Raw genomic sequence first — 15,634 nt, 5'->3', positions numbered from 1 at the left:
AATCATGTATCCGGCAGCAACTTCGCGCAGATTTACGGCAATGATCATCTGCCTGACGATTTTCACAATGCTGGCCGCGGCTGCAGCTGCGGCAGAGGCCCGGCGCATGGCCGTTTCCGTGGATGTGGCCAACACCCGTTCCGGGCCCGGCACCGAGCATGAAAAACTTTGGCAGATGGAACTCTATACCCCCCTGGAAGTTATTGAGACCCAGGGGGATTGGTATTTTTTTAAGGATTTCGAAGGCACCCGGGCCTGGATTCACAAGGACCTTTTGGCAGACATCAAAACCGTGATCACAAAAAAGGGTGTGATCAACATCCGCACCGGCCCAGGTACCAGTAATGACGTGGCTTTTCAGGCTGAAAAAGGCGTTCCCTTCAAGGTTTTGGAAAAAAAGGGGGATTGGATCCATATCCAGCATGCTGACGGGGAAAAGGGCTGGATCTACAGAGGCCTGGTGTGGTAGATGTCCGGATTGTCAGGTATTTTTTAAGTTAACGGAAAGGACTTGAATATGACCATCTCATTTGAGCCGGACCGCAGCGCCATTGTGTGCGTGGGTTCGGCGCTCGTGGATATGCTGGCCGGGGAAGATGACAGTTTTCTTGAAACCGTTGGTGCTGCCAAGGGCGGCATGACTTTGGTGGAGCAGACCTTTATTGACGATCTTGTATCCAAAACCGCCAACCCCCCCACTGTGGTCAGCGGCGGATCGGCCTGCAACACGGCCGTTGGGGTCGGATGCCTGGGCGGTGCCGCCCGTTTCGTGGGCAAGCGGGGAGAAGATGAACTGGGCGACGTGTTTGAATCCGACCTGGTGGCCCAGCGGGTGGAGCCGTATCTGTTCCGGTCCGCATCGCCGACCGGCCGTGTGTTGTCGGTGATCACCCCGGATGCCCAGCGCACCATGTTTACCTATTTGGGGGCGTCTGCGGAGATGCAGCCCGGGGAAATCACCCGGAAATGTTTTGACGGTGCGGCCATCGTGCACGTGGAAGGCTATCTGCTGTTTAATCCGGAGTTGATGATGGCGGTTTTAAAAGCCGGCAAGGCCTCGGGGGCGCGCATCAGCCTGGATCTGGCCAGTTTCAACGTTGTGGAGGAATCCAGGGAATTGCTAAACGATATCGTGGCCGACTACATTGATATCCTGATTGCAAACGAGGATGAGGCCTTTGCCTATACCGGCATAAAAGATGAAGCATCCTCCCTTCAGGAGCTGGGCCGGAATACGGAAATCGCGGTGTTAAAAACCGGGCCCAGGGGAAGCATGATCCTGTATAAGGGAGAGATCACCCGGGTTGAAGCGCTGGGCGATGGATGCGCGGTTGACACAACAGGGGCCGGAGACCTCTGGGCTGCCGGTTTTCTTTTCGGCCTGGTTAATGGCTATTCCTTTACAAAAAGCGGAAACCTTGGTTCGGCCTGCGGGTACGAAGTTTGTCAACTGGTGGGTGCCAAGGTCGAGGAAGCAGGCTGGCAGCGCATCAAGCAGCTGTTGCCGGAAAATACCGAAAATATTTGACAAAGAGTGATGCAACATGGCTGAAAAAAACACCGGGCCGGCAGATACCGGGCATTCAGAGCTGCCGGATGATCCCCTGCAGCAGTTTTTAAAAAAGATTGCAGGTGTTGTCCGCATCTACCAGAAGCAACTGATCATCGCCGGAGCCGGACTGTTATGCCTGATTTTGGTGCTCTCCGGCGTGTTCTATTTCCTGGCACAAGCGCAGAACAACGCTTCGGCACGCCTGCTGGAAATTACCCGGCAGGCCGGGGCCATTGATTCGGAGCAAGGCCCGGAAGCCTACGAGGGCATCAAGGACCGTTACGCGTCCCTGATTGAAGATTACGGGTATACGGACGCCGGTGAAATGGCCCTGCTCCGGTATGCGGCATTGTGCCTGGAGATCGGAGAGCCCGATCGCGCCTTGTCATTGTATGAGAGTGCCTGGAAAAAGCTGAAAAATAATGACCGGTTTAATTTTCTGGTGCTAAACGGCATGGCCCACGCCCATGCGGCCATGGCAGACAATGAGCAGGCGATTTTTTATTTTCAGCAGGTACTGGAAAACCAGAGCACGGTCCTTGATGATCAGGCCCTGTTTAATCTCGGGCTGCTTTACGAGAAAACGGGAGCGCCGGAAAAAAGCCGGCAGGCCTTTGAGCAGCTTGTTTCCGAGTATTCGGATTCCATGTTCGCCGACGCAGCCCGGGCCAGGATTTCCGGCTGACACAGGCCATACCGGCGTTGGGCATTTTCAACCATTTTTCACGGAAAATGCCGTACCATGACCTTCCAGGCCGAATCAGAGAATCAAACCCTTTCCGGCCAGATTGAGCGGGTGACCTATACAAATCCGGAAAACGGCTATACCGTGGCCCGGATGCGGGTCCGCGGCCGGCGGGAGCCGGTGACCGTGGTGGGTCGGTTCACGGATCCGGCGCCCGGAGAAGCCCTGGAAATAACCGGCTTCTGGAAACTTCATCCGACTTACGGCGAACAATTTGAGGTTCGCTCCCATCGCAGCATTACCCCCTCCACAATCAACGGCATTCGCAAATATCTGGGCTCCGGCATGATCCGTGGAATCGGTCCGGTCATGGCGGAACGGATTGTGGACCGGTTTGGCAAGTCCGCACTGGACGTGATTGAAAACCATCCTGAAAAACTCCGGGAAGTTGAAGGCATTGGCGAAAAACGCATTGAGATGATTCAGACCGCCTGGGCCGAGCAGCGCGAGATCCGCAACGTCATGGTTTTTCTCCAGTCCCACGAGGTCAGCGCGGCCTGGGCTGTGCGCATTTTCAGGCAATACGGCCGGGATGCCATTGATGTGGTCACCGCCAACCCCTATCAGCTGGCAACCGATATTTCCGGCATCGGGTTTTTGACAGCCGACCGGATCGCCTCCCGCCTGGGTTTTGAAAAGCAGGACCCTCTGCGCATAAAAGCCGGGATTTTGTATGTACTCAATCAGCTGGCAGAAGACGGGCATGTGTTTTATCCCCGGGGCCTGCTTGTGGAAAAAAGCATGGAAATTCTGGAGGCGGCAACAGAGCGCATTTCCGATGCCATTGCAAAAGCAGCCGGAGACCGGGATCTGGTCATCGACGATGATGGGCAAATACGTCCTGAAGCAGACCCGGCGGTTTACCTAAAGCGGTTTTTTGTTTGCGAAACCGGCATTGCCGGCCATTTTGTCCGTTTGCTTGGCGCGCCCAAGGCGGTTCGTTCCATTGATGCACCCAGGGCCCTGCAATGGGTCCAGAATCGGCTTGATTTTGCTTTGGCGGAAAAGCAGCAGCAGGCGGTGAAATGTGCGGCACAAAACAAGGTCATGGTGCTCACCGGCGGGCCGGGCACTGGAAAGACCACCATTATCCGGGCCATGTTAGAGATTTTTAGCCAGCTTTCAGCAAAGATCATGCTGGCCGCTCCCACGGGCCGGGCTGCCAAGAAAATGAGCGAGGCCACCGGCTATACGGCGGTGACCATTCACCGGATGCTTTCCTTTAATTATCAGGCCGGGGGATTTCAGAAAAACCAGGACAATCCGCTGAAATGCGATCTGCTCATTATCGACGAAGCCTCCATGATTGACACGGTGCTCATGTATCATCTGGTAAAGGCCGTGCCTCCTGCCGCCACCCTGGTGATGGTGGGCGACGTTCACCAGCTGCCGTCTGTGGGGCCGGGAAACGTGCTGGCAGATATTATCACATCCGGGGCTGTGCCGGTAGTGCGTTTAACCGAGATTTTCCGCCAGGCCCGCAAAAGCCAAATCATTGTAAACGCCCACCAGATCAACAGCGGCCGGATCCCGCAGATGGATGCAAGCCGCGAGGACACTGATTTTTATTTCATCGGGCAGACGGATCCGGAAAAAGTTGTTGACACCATTGTGGAATTGGTGTCAAAACGCATACCCCGGCGATTCGGGTTTGATCCTGTCACCGAAATTCAGGTCCTGAGTCCCATGCACCGGGGCCAGGCCGGTACGGCGGCGTTAAACGGCGTGCTCCAGGAAGCCTTAAATCCCGGCAATCCCCAGATCACCAGCGGGAGCACGGTGTTCCGGCTTTATGACAAGGTCATGCAGACCCGGAACAATTATGACAAGCAGGTGTTTAACGGGGATATGGGGCGCATTACCGGCCTGGACGAGGAAACCCGGCAGGTTCAGATTGATTTTGAGGACCGGCGCATCAGTTATGCGTTCACTGAGCTCGACGAGGTGGTGACCGCGTATGCTGTATCCGTGCACAAGGCCCAGGGCTCTGAGTTTCCTGCAGTGGTCATGCCGCTTTTGACCCAGCATTACATGATGCTCCAGCGCAACCTGGTCTACACGGCAGTTACCCGGGGAAAGGCTCTGGTGGTAATGGTTGGAGCCAAAAAGGCCATGGCCATTGCCGTGAAAAACAATACCCCGGCCAGGCGGCATACCGGGCTGGCCGTGCGGCTGGCTGCGGCCTGCGGCAGATACCAGGGAAATCATTTCGACAAGGAGCAACTGCGGTGAAAATCATCATAGTGGGTGCCGGCGAAGTGGGATATCACATTGCCAGCCGGATGGCCTTTGAAAACAAGGAAGTGGTTGTAATTGATCGAAATACAGAAGCCATCAAGCGTCTTTCAGACAACCTGGACGTGGAGGCGGTTAACGGCTCGGGCAGTAGCCCGCGGGTGCTCAAGGCTGCGGGCATAAAGGATGCGGAAATCCTGCTTGCGGTCACAGACAGTGATGAAACCAACCTTGTGGCCTGCATGATGGCTGATGTGATCTCGCCTACCACAAAAAAGCTGGCCCGGATCCGGGAAGGCGATTTTGACGATTATCACCAGGTGTTCCATGATCAGGCCCCCCACATTGACACAGTGATCAACCCGGAAATCGAGGTGGTCAAAAGCATCGAGCAGTTTCTGCGCATCCCCGGGGCCGTGGATGTCAGTGATTTTGCCGACGGAATGCTCAAATTTGTGGGACTTTATCTGGATGCCGGCAGCCGTCTGGCAGGCATCCGGTTAAAGGAAATCCCGGAAAAAATCGAGCCCCGAATCCTGGTAGCGGCTGTGGTCAGAAACGAGGAACTGGTCATTCCGGGCGGGGATTTCCGGCTAAGCGCCGGGGATCTGGTTTATTTTATCAGCGAGGAAAAGGGGTTGGTGCCCATTATAAAGGCATTTGACAAGCAGGCCCGGCCCGTTCGCCGAACCCTGATCGTGGGTGGTGGCCGCATCGGCACCCGGCTGGCAGAGATCCTTGAGCGCGGGGGTATACAGACAAAGATCATCGAACGCTCGGCTGCGCGATGCAGCGAACTGGCTGCGGAAATGAAAAAGGCTGTTGTCATCCAGGGAGACGGCTCAGACCAGCGGCTGCTCATCGAGGAAAACATCCGGGAAATGGATGCGGTGGTAACCCTGACCAATGACGAGGAAACCAATATCCTGGTCTCTCTTCTGGCCAAACGCATGGGAGCGGGCAAAACCATTACCAAACTAAACAAGTTCAGCTATTTTCCGCTGATGCCGGCAATCGGCATCGAACAGGTGGTCAGTCCCAGGCTTTCAGCCATCAATACCATTCTCCAGCATATCCGCCGGGGCAAGGTTTTGTCTGTGCGCACACTGACAGACGAGCAGGCCGAAGTGCTGGAAGCCGAAGCCCTGGAAACATCCGATATTGTGGGAAAACCACTTCGTAAAACTTCCCTTCCCAAAGGATCTCTGGTCATCGGCATCATCAGAAACGGCCAGGTGATCATTCCTTCGGGCGACAGCTTGATCGAACCCGGCGACCGGGTCATCATTTTTGCCAAGCGCCAGGTTATTTCCAAAATTGAAAAGATTCTCACCGTGAAACTGGAGTTTTTCTAAATGCGATGGGGTTTCGTGTGCCAATACACGGGAATCCTGGTTTTTTTTCTGGGTCTGACCCTGATACTGCCCGCCGGAGTGGGGGCATTTTACGCAGACGGCAGCACCGGCGCCTTGCTGATGTCTGCGGCCGTTGCCGGGGCGTGCGGCATGGCCTTGTTTTTAATATTCTGGCAGCCCAAGACCGAGTATATCAGCCAGCGTGAAGGCATGGCCATCGTTGCCCTGGGGTGGACGGCCATTGGATTTTTCGGGGCGCTTCCCTTTTATTTCTCAGGGTTTTTCCCGGTTTTTGCCGATGCCTTTTTTGAGTCCGTATCCGGGTTCACCACCACGGGTGCTTCGGTCTTAACCGATATTGAGGCCGTACCAAGGGGGCTGCTGTTCTGGCGCAGCTTTATCCAGTGGCTCGGCGGCATGGGCATTATTGTTTTGACCATTGCCATTCTGCCCTTTCTGGGCGTGGGCGGATTTCAGCTCTACAAGGCAGAGGTGCCCACGCCCATGCCAGACAAGCTAAAACCCCGGATCAGCGATACAGCCAAGCTGCTGTGGAAAGTTTATGTCCTGTTTTCCGTGCTTGAGGTGATTTTGCTGCTGGCCGGCGGGATGACGATCTATGACGCGGTCTGCCACACCTTTACCACCATGCCCACCGGCGGATTTTCCACAAAAGGTCTGTCTATCGCCCATTATGACAGCCTTTATATCGACATCGTGATTATGGGCTTCATGGTGATTGCCGGAATCAATTTTTCCCTGCACTACCAGATGCTCAGGGCCCGGCCCCTGGCCTACTGGCGGGATCCGGAATGCCGGTTTTATCTGTTGACCCTGGTTGTGCTGATTCTTGTGGTGAGCTTTTTCATTAACGGGCAGGTCTATGAAAGCTTCGGGGAAAGTTTCCGTTACGGCGCTTTTCAGGTGATATCCATTTTGACGACCACCGGCTATGCAACGGCCGACTATAACCAGTGGCCGGCAGTGGCCCAGCTTATTGTGCTGACCTGCATGTTTTTCGGGGGCTCTGCGGGTTCCACCGGCGGGGGCATGAAGATGATGCGCATCATGCTTTGCGTGAAGTTTTGCTACAAGGAGCTTTTCAACCTGGTGCATCCCCATTCGGTTTCCTATGTGAAAATCGGCGGAAAACCGGTGTCCGGCGAGGTCATCAGCAGTGTCCTGGGTTTTCTGGCCCTGTACATGGGCATTTTTGTGCTCTGCTCCATTGTGCTGGCATCCATGGGCGTGGATTTTGTCACCTCGTTTTCAGCCGTGGCCGCATCCATCGGCAATATCGGCCCGGGCCTGGCAATGGTGGGACCGGTGGGCAATTATGCCGAAATTCCCTACTTTGGCAAATGGCTGCTTTCCTGGTGCATGCTTCTGGGGCGACTGGAAATTTATACAGTGATTATTTTTCTGGTGCCGGAATTCTGGCGCAAATAGAGCGTTGCATCGAAACCGGTCAAAAACCATTTGCAAAAAAACGGTTTCAGCTTAAATTTTATCATTGACAGGTTCTGCCGGAATCGATACAAGAAATACTTTATTAGCCGCTGGACTGGGGCCGTTAACTCAGTTGGTAGAGTATCTGCCTTTTAAGCAGAGAGTCGTTGGTTCGAGTCCAACACGGCCCACCAGATCCATATTGAATATGCTTGCGTCCCCATCGTCTAGCCCGGTCCAGGACACCGGCCTTTCACGCCGGCGACAGGGGTTCAAATCCCCTTGGGGACGCCAACAATTTCAAGAGGCTTGCCAAAACCGTAAACCTGCTCTCATGGATGGAACTGTTTCCGGACACGGTTTCGCTTTCGGCCTCTTGTTTCATATATCGCCTGAAAGGGACCATTCACCCTTTCAGGCGCTTTTTTTTATTTTTTTCCGCCTCATTCAATGCAGCGGTTCTCCGCCGGCCCTCCATGGATTTGCACCTGCCAAAAATCATCAACGCCTGGGTTGCGATTTGATTTTTTTCGTTCAAGGGCTATGGTTAAATAAACATGTTCGGATTTTTAAACCAGGAGCGCCACCAATTTCATTTGGAGGAGTGACATGCTGTTGTTTTCACGTGAAACAAAAAAATATGAGCGCGTTGCTGTTATATGCGCGGTTGTCCTTTTGGCTTGGACGGTCACCCCGGGCAATGCGGAAAACCTCTTTGAAAAAGGGCTTAAAATTTTTTCCGGTTCAGGCCAGCAAAACGGAGAAAAATCTGCATCCACTGCCGGGGCCCTGACTGCCAATGAAATCAGTGAGGCTTTTAAACAGGCCCTGACCAAGGGCGCCAGAAAGGTTGTTGCGCAGTTGGGTCAGGAAGGCGGGTTTAATGCGGATCCGGATGTGCATATTCCCCTGCCGGAACAATTTTCGGTTGTTCAGACAACCCTGGAAAAAGCCGGGATGTCCTATTTGGCCGATGACCTGGAATTAAAGCTCAACCGGGCTGCGGAAAAAGCCGCACCTGAAGCAAAGGCGCTTTTTTTAGACGCCATTGCAGACATGACTTTCGAGGATGTCAAACAGATCTACAACGGCCCCAAAGATTCGGCCACCCGGTATTTCAGGGGCAAAATGGCCGATCCCCTGGCTGAAAAAATGCGCCCGGTAATCCAGGACAAGCTCTCAGAGGCCGGGGCGGTTCAGGCCTATGACAAGTTGATGACCAAGTATCAATCCATGCCTTTTGTTCCGGATGTCAAGGCCAACCTCACCGACTATGTCACTGAAAAGGGCATGGACGGGATTTTTTATTACATGGCCGATGAAGAAGCCGCCATCCGCGAGGATCCCGCCAGACAGACCACTGATTTGTTAAAGCGGGTTTTCGGTTCCAGTTGAGCTCGCTGGAACGGGTCGCTCAAAGAGTTAAAACCCCGCACACAGGCGCTTCCCAGTCCAGCTGGGTGTCGTGCCGGAGCCGGGCGTCGATTTTTTCCGTCATAAAGGCCGGAAACGGTGCAGAGCGCCGTTGTTTCAGATCCGCGTGAGTGCCCAGGGACTCAAAGCTTGAGGCCACTTGGGCTGTGGTTTCGTTGATCATAAAGTGCATGAAATGAAAGCGTTTGTCCGTGCGGCCCAGCACCCGAGTGTGCACGCACGCAGTCTGCCCTGCGCGGATTTCGCTGAAATATTGGATAAACTGCCGTAAGGCAAAAGCCCCGGCATTTTGGGTCTGAAAATAGTCCGGGGTCATGCCGATGGTTTGAAAAAAATCCCAGGTGGCCTGGTCATAAAGAGCCATGTACCAGCGAACGTTCATGTGGCCCATGGCATCGAGATAGGCTTCCGGGATGACTTCCCGGTGATGCCGGGGCAGGGCTGTAATCTGGGCCAGGCTCGCCCGGCACCCGTTTTGCGGGCCGGTGATGCCGCAGTTGTTATCCGTGTGCGGGGTCATGGAAAGCTTCCTTTGTTTTTCCTGAATTGATTTTTTGGTTCTATTGCGCAAAAGCTTCTAATTCCTCCCAGCGCTGGTAGGCTTCAGCGATCCGGGCTTCCACTGTCTCAAGCCGCTTTTGATGGGCCAGAATGGTCTGTTTGTCCTGCTTGTAGAAATCCGGTCCGGCCATGGCGGACTGAAGGCTGCTTTGTTCGGCTTCCAGGGCTTCAATGGTTTCAGGCAGGGCCTTTAATTCTTTTTTTTGATTGAAGTTCAGTCCCCTGGATCTGGAAGCTCCGGGGGTTTTCCGGGGCCGGGGCTTTTGGGCTTTGCCGGCGGGCTCCGGGTCTTCGGGAACTGGCCGCTGGGCCAGCCAGTCATCATATCCCCCGGCATATTCGGTTACTTTTCCATTGCCCTCAAAAACCAGGGTGCTTGTCACCACATTGTTTAAAAACTGCCGGTCATGGCTGACCATCAAAAGGGTGCCCTCAAAGTTGACCAAAAGCTCTTCGAGCAGTTCCAGGGTTTCGGCATCCAGGTCATTGGTGGGTTCGTCAAGCACGAGCAGGTTGGCGGGCCGGGTAAAGAGCTTTGCCAGCATCAGCCGGTTTCTCTCCCCTCCGGAAAGCACATGGACCGGTGTGCGGCAGCGCTCGGCGGAGAAAAGAAAGTCCTGTAGATAGCCGACCACATGCCGCCGCCGGCCGTTGAACACAATATAATCATTGTCTGTGGAGATATTTTCCATGACGGTTTTCTGCTCATCCAGGCGGGTCCGGAGTTGGTCAAAATAGGCGGGCTGCAGGCGGGTGCCGTGGTCAACGGTGCCAAAATCCGGGGCAACCTCGCCCAAAAGCAGGCGGATCAGGGTTGTTTTGCCGATCCCGTTGGGCCCGATAATGCCGATTTTATCCCCCCGCATGATCATGGTGGAAAAGTTGTCCACAATCGGGGAAATGCCGAAGGTATGGGTCAAAGCTTTGGCCCGGATAACCAGTTTTCCGGTTCGCTCAGCCTCCTGGGGCTCCATGCGCGCCTGGCCCGTGGCGGCCCGGCGTTGGCGCACCGTTTCCCGCATTTGCTGCAGGGCGCGCACCCGGCCCTGATTGCGCGCGCGCCTGGCCTTGACCCCCTGCCGGATCCAGGCTTCTTCTTCGGCGCGTTTTTTATCAAAATTTCGCTGCTGCCGGGCTTCTGCATCAAGTTCGGCCTGGCGGCGCATCAGAAAGGTCGGGTAGTCGCAGGCATGGGAGATTATCCGGCCCTGGTCAATTTCCATGATCCGGGTTGCGATCCGCTGCAGAAAAGCGCGGTCATGGGTGACAAAAAGCAGTGTTTTGACATGGCGGAGCAGAAATTCTTCCATCCAGACAATGCTGTTGATGTCCAGGTGATTGGTGGGTTCGTCGAGCAGCAGCAGATCCGGGTCCCGGGTCAGGGCCCGGGCAAATAAAACCCGGCGCTTCATGCCTGCCGACAGGTCTGCAAAATCCGCGTCCGGATCCAGGCCGGTGCGGGACAAAATGCTTTCCACCTGCTGCTGCGGCGCCCATTGGTTATTTCCCATGCCGCGGGCCACAACCTCAAAAATGGTGCCTTTAAAGCCTGCGGGCACTTCCTGTTCCAGGGCAGCCACCCGGGTGCCCTGCTGACAGACAATTTCTCCGGTTTCCGGCTGGATCTGCCCGGCAATGATCCGCAGCAGGGTTGATTTTCCCGCCCCGTTGCGTCCCAAAAGCCCCACCCGCTCGCCTTTTTCAATATTGCCGCTTATCCCGTCAAGCAGGTACGGCCGGCCAATGCCCCAGCTGACCTCCTGAATGCTAATTAATGCCATATAAATGATGCTTCCTTATTTATCCGATTGAAGGCCGGCAGTACACAGCCCTCATTCTGTTCCGGGCCCTGCGGGTGATGATTTTGCCCAAAGGCAGAGGGGGTTGCTTATCACGCCTCAAAGACGATGCCCTTGCTGCGGATTTTTTCAATGATATTGTTGAGCTGGGCCTGGTCGCAGTCAGTGATGCGGTAGACGTTTTTGACCCCGTCGGTGAACATGAGCACCACGTCGCCGTTTTCATCAATATGTCCCTTGCGGATGTAATCGGTGGACAGCCAGGGTTCCAGGGCCTCGAGAAACTGGGTTAAAGAGCAGGTGTTCATGGAAAAAATATCTCCTTGGGTTTGTTTAAATATGATGGCACCGCAAAAAGTCCAATATCTGCGTTACACGTAATTTTTCAGAATTTCACGTACAATTAAGTACGCTGCATTCTTCAAAATTGCGCAAGCCTTGATCTTGAACTTTTACGAATCCATCTGAAAATCGACTTTTTACGAATCCATCAAATATTGTCAGACAGAATTTTTTCGGCTGCAGGGATGTCTTCAGTGACGAAAAAAAGTTCATCAAGCCGTAAAATTTCAAACATCTGCCGCACCTGGGGGCTGAGGCCGCAGAAAATGCAGGTGCGGCCGTTTCTTGCCGCATGTCGTTGAATTTGAATAAACAGATGCATGCCCGCGCTGTCAATAAATTTTAAGCCGGCCAGATTGAATATGGCGTTTCGATCTCCTATGGTTTCGATGACCGATTCCATATCCATGCCAGCGGCACTGGGGGCGTCGAGCTGGCCGTAGAGATGAAAGACCGTAGCTCTGCCCCGGATTACGGCAAGATAATAAAACGAGGAGCCCCGGGAGTTGCGGGACAAAATTTCAATGGCCGCATCCTGGTCCGGCAGGATGCTTTTTTCGAAAAAATCCAGGGTGCGGCTGACTTTGAAAAACCGGTAAACCGGAGGACGGACGCCCACAAGGAAAATCTGCCGGTTTCCGGCCGCAGCCGTGCGCCACAAGGCAAGCAGCAGGCCGAGTCCGGAGGAGTCCATGAAATAAACATCGGAAAGATCAAGGACAATCTTGGGCGCCTGGCGGATCATGCTTTTGAGCTCATCCTTGATCTCCCCGATAACAGATGCGTCCAGGGGATCGGGCAGGACAATGATTTTTAAAATGGTTCCCTGAGGGGAGCGGGACATGCTGGCTTTTACCGAGGCCGTTGGCGGGCGGGCATGAAACAGCTTGTGGACCAGGTGCTGGTACTGCTGGTAGACGACAATGGGCAGCACTTTGAATCCAAATACCACGGGTGTATGAAGAAACTGGCGCCAGATACTGTAAAAAAACAGGGAGAAATTTCCGCCCCTGCCCTGCAGGTGTCTGGCAATGCCTGATGTGATCTGCCGCGAACCGGTAAACGCAAGAGTGACGGGAATGTTTAGCCGATGCCGATGCCGGGCCAGCCAGGACCCAACCCGCGGGTCCTGCAGGTCAATAAGAAGAAAGTCTGCGTAAGAGCTGTTGATTTCATCCTGCAACCCGGTGTCAGAGCTGTTCTCCGGCTTTGGGTTATGGCGGCGGCCAAACGCCACCCAGCCCGCCAGCCGGATATCCGGATAGGCCGGTCGGAGCAGATCGGCTGCAGTATTTACCTCCCGGGAGCTGTGGCCTACCAGAAACAGGCTTTTTTGTTTTTTTTCAGCAAGCCTGAGAAACTTGTCAAACCATTGATCCCCGGAAAAGGGCGGCTTGAGACGAGTGCCCATACTGCGGGCTGCCCAGGCAGTGGCCCGGCCCATGGGCATCATCAGATCCGAATGGCGCATGGCGTTGATCCAGTCCCGGCTATGCCCGGTGCGGGCATTTGGTTTCGCATTCATTCTGATGATGGTATCGGCATCCACAGCCACGGCAAGGCGGGGCCGGCCGTCTCTTGCATAGGCGTCCGCCATGGAAAAGATCCGGTCCACGGCTTCATCCAGTCCCAGGTTGTCAATGGGAACGCCCAGAAGAACTGTGGTTTCAAAAAGTGCAGGTTTCATGTTCACCATGCCAGAAAGACAATCACACCCCCTACAATCCAGCAATAGGGAGCAAAAAAAGACAGTTTTCCTTTTTTTACCAGGTATACCAGCAGCGACAGGGCGGCATATCCCATGATCCCGGCAGCAGCCGTTCCTGCCAGGATTACCGGCAAATGGGCGGTTCCGGTGATGGGTGCGTCTATTGCGTTGAGCAGTGCGGCCCCGGCAATGGCCGGAATGGAGAGCAGAAACGAAAACCGGGCTGCAGTGGTCCGGTCAATGCCCAGATAAAGGGCCGCGGCAATGGTGGCCCCGGAGCGTGAAATGCCCGGAATAATGGCCATGCCCTGGGCAACGCCAATCAGAAGGGCATCCCCGGTGCCGGGAACGGAATTTCGCAGGTCCGGCTGCTGTTTACATCGGGTAAACCACATCCAAAAGCCCATGACAATCAGCATGAATCCCACAAGCAGCACTGATGAAAAAAGCGTATCCGCAATACCGTGGAATCCTATGCCAATGATTGCCGTTGGGATCGATCCGGCAAAGATCAGGCCTGCCATGCACACTTCAGAAGGCGTTGGCTGCCGGCTGCGCCATTGGCTGTAAAAGAGCCATTTTCCGGTTTGCAACGCAATGGCGGCAATGTCTTTGCGAAAATAGATGCACACGGCCGCCAGGGTGCCCATGTGCACAGCCACATCAAAGGCCAGTTCCGGGTCTTTAAGGCCCAGCAGATTTTGAAACAATACAAGGTGGCCGGAACTGCTTACCGGCAGAAATTCGGTCACTCCCTGGATGATTCCCAAAGCAATGGCCTGGAGAAACGTCATGTCAATCCTTTGCAAACAGCAGGATTTGGATGCGGGCCGAATTGATGCCGGCCGCTTCATCCCGGTGGTAAGAGATGTGATCCACAAACTGGGAAATCAGGTAGCAGCCCATGCCGTTTTCACGGGACCCGTCAAGCACCGGGGGTGCTATGGATGTGGGATCGAAGGGTTTTCCGGGATCACGGAACTCCATTTCAATGCGGTCTGTATAAACCGTTGCAATAATATGGATTTTGTGGCCGGCAACCTGGTCCAGGCCATGTTTGATGATATTGGCCACCAGCTCTGTTGCTGCCACTTCCAACTGGGAAATGCGAAGTTCATCCAGGCTGCCGGCCCCGTATTCCCGACAGAAACCCCGGATAAAGAATCGCACTTTTTTGAGGTTTTCCAGGTCGCTGTCAATGCTCAAAGACCTGGAAGACAAGACCCGGTCCGACCGGTTCCGGGGTTGGATTTTTGCGCACACGCAGGTAAAATCATCTGAAAACACTTCTGTTCCCGTAAAATCCACCACGTCGTTATAAATGGCAGCAATCATGGCATTTCCATCCATTTCTGCGTTTTTCTCCACCAGGGCCGCAAGCCGGTCCTCTCCGTATAAATTTCCATCCGGATCGGCCGCTTCGGTCACCCCGTCGGAATAGAACACAAACATGTCGCCCGGGGCAAAGGAAACGGTCATCTGCTGAAACGGTGCGGTTTCCGGAAAACCCAGGGGCATGTTCACCCCGCTGAGCAAATGGATGCGGCTTTCGGCTCTTTGCCAGTGAATGGTCCGGACATGGCCGCAATCCACGAAAACAAACCGGTGCCGCACAAAATCAAACCGTCCGTAGCAAAAGGTGACAAAGGTTTCCAGTTCATTCATCTGTTCGATCATATGGCGGTGAACCCCGGCCACAATCTGTTCCGGATTGGGTTGGCCGTTTTGTTCCGGCAGGGAACGGGTTTCGTTGATCACCCGCAAAAAAGCGCTTTTCAAGGCAGCGGCCATGAATGCGGCCATGATCCCCTTGCCCATGATATCGGCCACCACCACATCAAGGCTGTCCGGGCTCAGCTGGATGAAATCGTAGAAATCCCCGTCAATCTGCTGGGAAGGAATGGTCATGCGGGCAATCTGCATGCCGGACAGATCCTCGGGGGGCCGGCCCAAAAGCAGGGAGTGCTGGATCTGAGTGGCCACGAAAAGCTGGTGCTGCCGGGCCTGCTCCAGCTTTTTTTCCGCTGTTTTCAGACGCCTGGTCTGGCGACAGGTTTCCACGGACTTGTCCACCAGGGCGGCCACCTGTCCGGGATTAAAGGGCTTGGTCACATAATCAAGCGCTCCCTGTTTCATGGCCTCCACAGCATTGGCAATGTTTTCGCTGGCCGTGAGCATCAGCGGGGCCATGTCCGGATAGTGCTGCCGGATGTAGCGGAGGCAGTACAGCCCGTCGCCCTCGGGCATTTTCAAATCCAGCACCGCTGAGGCAATGTTGTCGGAGAGTTGTTCCACCGCCTCTTTGCCGGTTTTGGCACAGACCACATGATAGCCGCTTTTTTCCAGTTTTTTGCGCAGCAGCAGGCGCGTGGCAGGGTCGTCATCTGCCACCAGCACCCACGGCGCCCCGGTGCCGGTATGTTGTGATTTTTCAAAATCGGTCATGGCGGCAAT

Annotated in this window: 13 protein-coding genes and 2 tRNA genes; 9 read left to right on the top strand and 6 right to left on the bottom strand. The window is 54.6% G+C overall.

Annotated elements, in window-relative coordinates; translation table 11 throughout:
* Positions 1 to 4 precede the first annotated feature (4 nt).
* The 9 genes from HNR65_RS01050 (at position 5) to HNR65_RS01010 (ending at position 8,731) form a co-directional block, all read left to right on the top strand.
* A complete protein-coding gene (locus HNR65_RS01050) occupies positions 5 to 469 on the top strand; it encodes an SH3 domain-containing protein (protein WP_232364601.1) in 465 nt (154 codons plus the stop codon).
* A 48-nt stretch (positions 470 to 517) separates the two neighbouring features.
* On the top strand, positions 518 to 1,528 hold the full coding sequence (locus tag HNR65_RS01045; protein ID WP_181549591.1) for an adenosine kinase: 1,011 nt from the start codon (positions 518 to 520) through the stop codon (positions 1,526 to 1,528).
* Positions 1,529 to 1,544: 16 nt separating this feature from the next.
* Positions 1,545 to 2,237, top strand: coding sequence for a tetratricopeptide repeat protein (locus HNR65_RS01040; protein WP_181549590.1), 693 nt, complete (start codon positions 1,545 to 1,547; stop codon positions 2,235 to 2,237).
* A 57-nt stretch (positions 2,238 to 2,294) separates the two neighbouring features.
* Positions 2,295 to 4,529 carry an SF1B family DNA helicase RecD2 gene (gene recD2, locus HNR65_RS01035; protein ID WP_181549589.1) on the top strand — a complete coding sequence of 745 codons (2,235 nt, stop codon included), beginning with the start codon at positions 2,295 to 2,297 and terminating at the stop codon, positions 4,527 to 4,529.
* Positions 4,526 to 5,887, top strand: coding sequence for a Trk system potassium transporter TrkA (gene trkA / locus HNR65_RS01030; RefSeq protein WP_181549588.1), 1,362 nt, complete (start codon positions 4,526 to 4,528; stop codon positions 5,885 to 5,887). The genes recD2 and trkA overlap by 4 nt, the downstream gene beginning before the upstream one ends.
* Complete coding sequence (locus HNR65_RS01025) at positions 5,888 to 7,336, top strand: TrkH family potassium uptake protein (RefSeq protein ID WP_181549587.1); 1,449 nt, start codon at positions 5,888 to 5,890, stop codon at positions 7,334 to 7,336.
* A gap of 118 nt (positions 7,337 to 7,454) precedes the next feature.
* Positions 7,455 to 7,530: transfer RNA gene (locus tag HNR65_RS01020), tRNA-Lys, on the top strand.
* Between the two features lie 22 nt (positions 7,531 to 7,552).
* A tRNA-Glu gene (locus HNR65_RS01015) sits at positions 7,553 to 7,630 on the top strand.
* 381 nt (positions 7,631 to 8,011) lie between these two features.
* Entirely contained in the window at positions 8,012 to 8,731 is a 720-nt protein-coding gene (locus HNR65_RS01010) for a DUF4197 domain-containing protein (RefSeq protein ID WP_232364600.1), read from the top strand.
* Between the two features lie 19 nt (positions 8,732 to 8,750).
* Here HNR65_RS01010 and HNR65_RS01005 read toward each other — a convergent pair whose 3' ends face one another.
* The 6 genes from HNR65_RS01005 to HNR65_RS00980 form a co-directional block, all read right to left on the bottom strand.
* Positions 8,751 to 9,290 (bottom strand): acyl-CoA thioesterase, encoded by a 540-nt coding sequence (locus HNR65_RS01005; protein ID WP_181549585.1) that lies wholly within the window; start codon positions 9,288 to 9,290, stop codon positions 8,751 to 8,753.
* 40 nt (positions 9,291 to 9,330) lie between these two features.
* The gene (locus HNR65_RS01000; RefSeq protein WP_181549584.1) at positions 9,331 to 11,112 is read right to left on the bottom strand and encodes an ATP-binding cassette domain-containing protein; all 1,782 of its coding nucleotides are present in this window, start codon (positions 11,110 to 11,112) and stop codon (positions 9,331 to 9,333) included.
* A gap of 110 nt (positions 11,113 to 11,222) precedes the next feature.
* Entirely contained in the window at positions 11,223 to 11,438 is a 216-nt protein-coding gene (locus HNR65_RS00995; RefSeq protein WP_181549583.1) for a hypothetical protein, read from the bottom strand.
* A 182-nt stretch (positions 11,439 to 11,620) separates the two neighbouring features.
* Positions 11,621 to 13,159, bottom strand: a complete 1,539-nt coding sequence (locus tag HNR65_RS00990) for an STAS domain-containing protein (protein WP_181549582.1) — start codon at positions 13,157 to 13,159, stop codon at positions 11,621 to 11,623.
* Between the two features lie 2 nt (positions 13,160 to 13,161).
* Positions 13,162 to 13,974, bottom strand: a complete 813-nt coding sequence (locus tag HNR65_RS00985; protein ID WP_181549581.1) for an undecaprenyl-diphosphate phosphatase — start codon at positions 13,972 to 13,974, stop codon at positions 13,162 to 13,164.
* Position 13,975: 1 nt separating this feature from the next.
* Positions 13,976 to 15,625 carry a SpoIIE family protein phosphatase gene (locus HNR65_RS00980; protein ID WP_181549580.1) on the bottom strand — a complete coding sequence of 550 codons (1,650 nt, stop codon included), beginning with the start codon at positions 15,623 to 15,625 and terminating at the stop codon, positions 13,976 to 13,978.
* Positions 15,626 to 15,634 lie beyond the last annotated feature (9 nt).

Origin of the sequence: Desulfosalsimonas propionicica (assembly GCF_013761005.1) — a bacterium.
GTDB lineage: Bacteria > Desulfobacterota > Desulfobacteria > Desulfobacterales > Desulfosalsimonadaceae > Desulfosalsimonas > Desulfosalsimonas propionicica.
This window is presented reverse-complemented; position numbering and strand designations above follow the sequence as displayed.

Bases quoted from the DNA above. Each gene is read 5' to 3' on its own strand.
- HNR65_RS01050 (WP_232364601.1), top strand. From the start codon at position 5: ATGTATCCGGCAGCAACTTCGCGCAGATTTACGGCAATGATCATCTGC.
- HNR65_RS01045 (WP_181549591.1), top strand. From the start codon at position 518: ATGACCATCTCATTTGAGCCGGACCGCAGCGCCATTGTGTGCGTGGGT.
- HNR65_RS01040 (WP_181549590.1), top strand. From the start codon at position 1,545: ATGGCTGAAAAAAACACCGGGCCGGCAGATACCGGGCATTCAGAGCTG.
- recD2 (WP_181549589.1), top strand. From the start codon at position 2,295: ATGACCTTCCAGGCCGAATCAGAGAATCAAACCCTTTCCGGCCAGATT.
- HNR65_RS01025 (WP_181549587.1), top strand. From the start codon at position 5,888: ATGCGATGGGGTTTCGTGTGCCAATACACGGGAATCCTGGTTTTTTTT.
- HNR65_RS01005 (WP_181549585.1), bottom strand. From the start codon at position 9,290: ATGACCCCGCACACGGATAACAACTGCGGCATCACCGGCCCGCAAAAC.
- HNR65_RS01000 (WP_181549584.1), bottom strand. From the start codon at position 11,112: ATGGCATTAATTAGCATTCAGGAGGTCAGCTGGGGCATTGGCCGGCCG.
- HNR65_RS00995 (WP_181549583.1), bottom strand. From the start codon at position 11,438: ATGAACACCTGCTCTTTAACCCAGTTTCTCGAGGCCCTGGAACCCTGG.
- HNR65_RS00990 (WP_181549582.1), bottom strand. From the start codon at position 13,159: ATGAAACCTGCACTTTTTGAAACCACAGTTCTTCTGGGCGTTCCCATT.
- HNR65_RS00985 (WP_181549581.1), bottom strand. From the start codon at position 13,974: ATGACGTTTCTCCAGGCCATTGCTTTGGGAATCATCCAGGGAGTGACC.
- HNR65_RS00980 (WP_181549580.1), bottom strand. From the start codon at position 15,625: ATGACCGATTTTGAAAAATCACAACATACCGGCACCGGGGCGCCGTGG.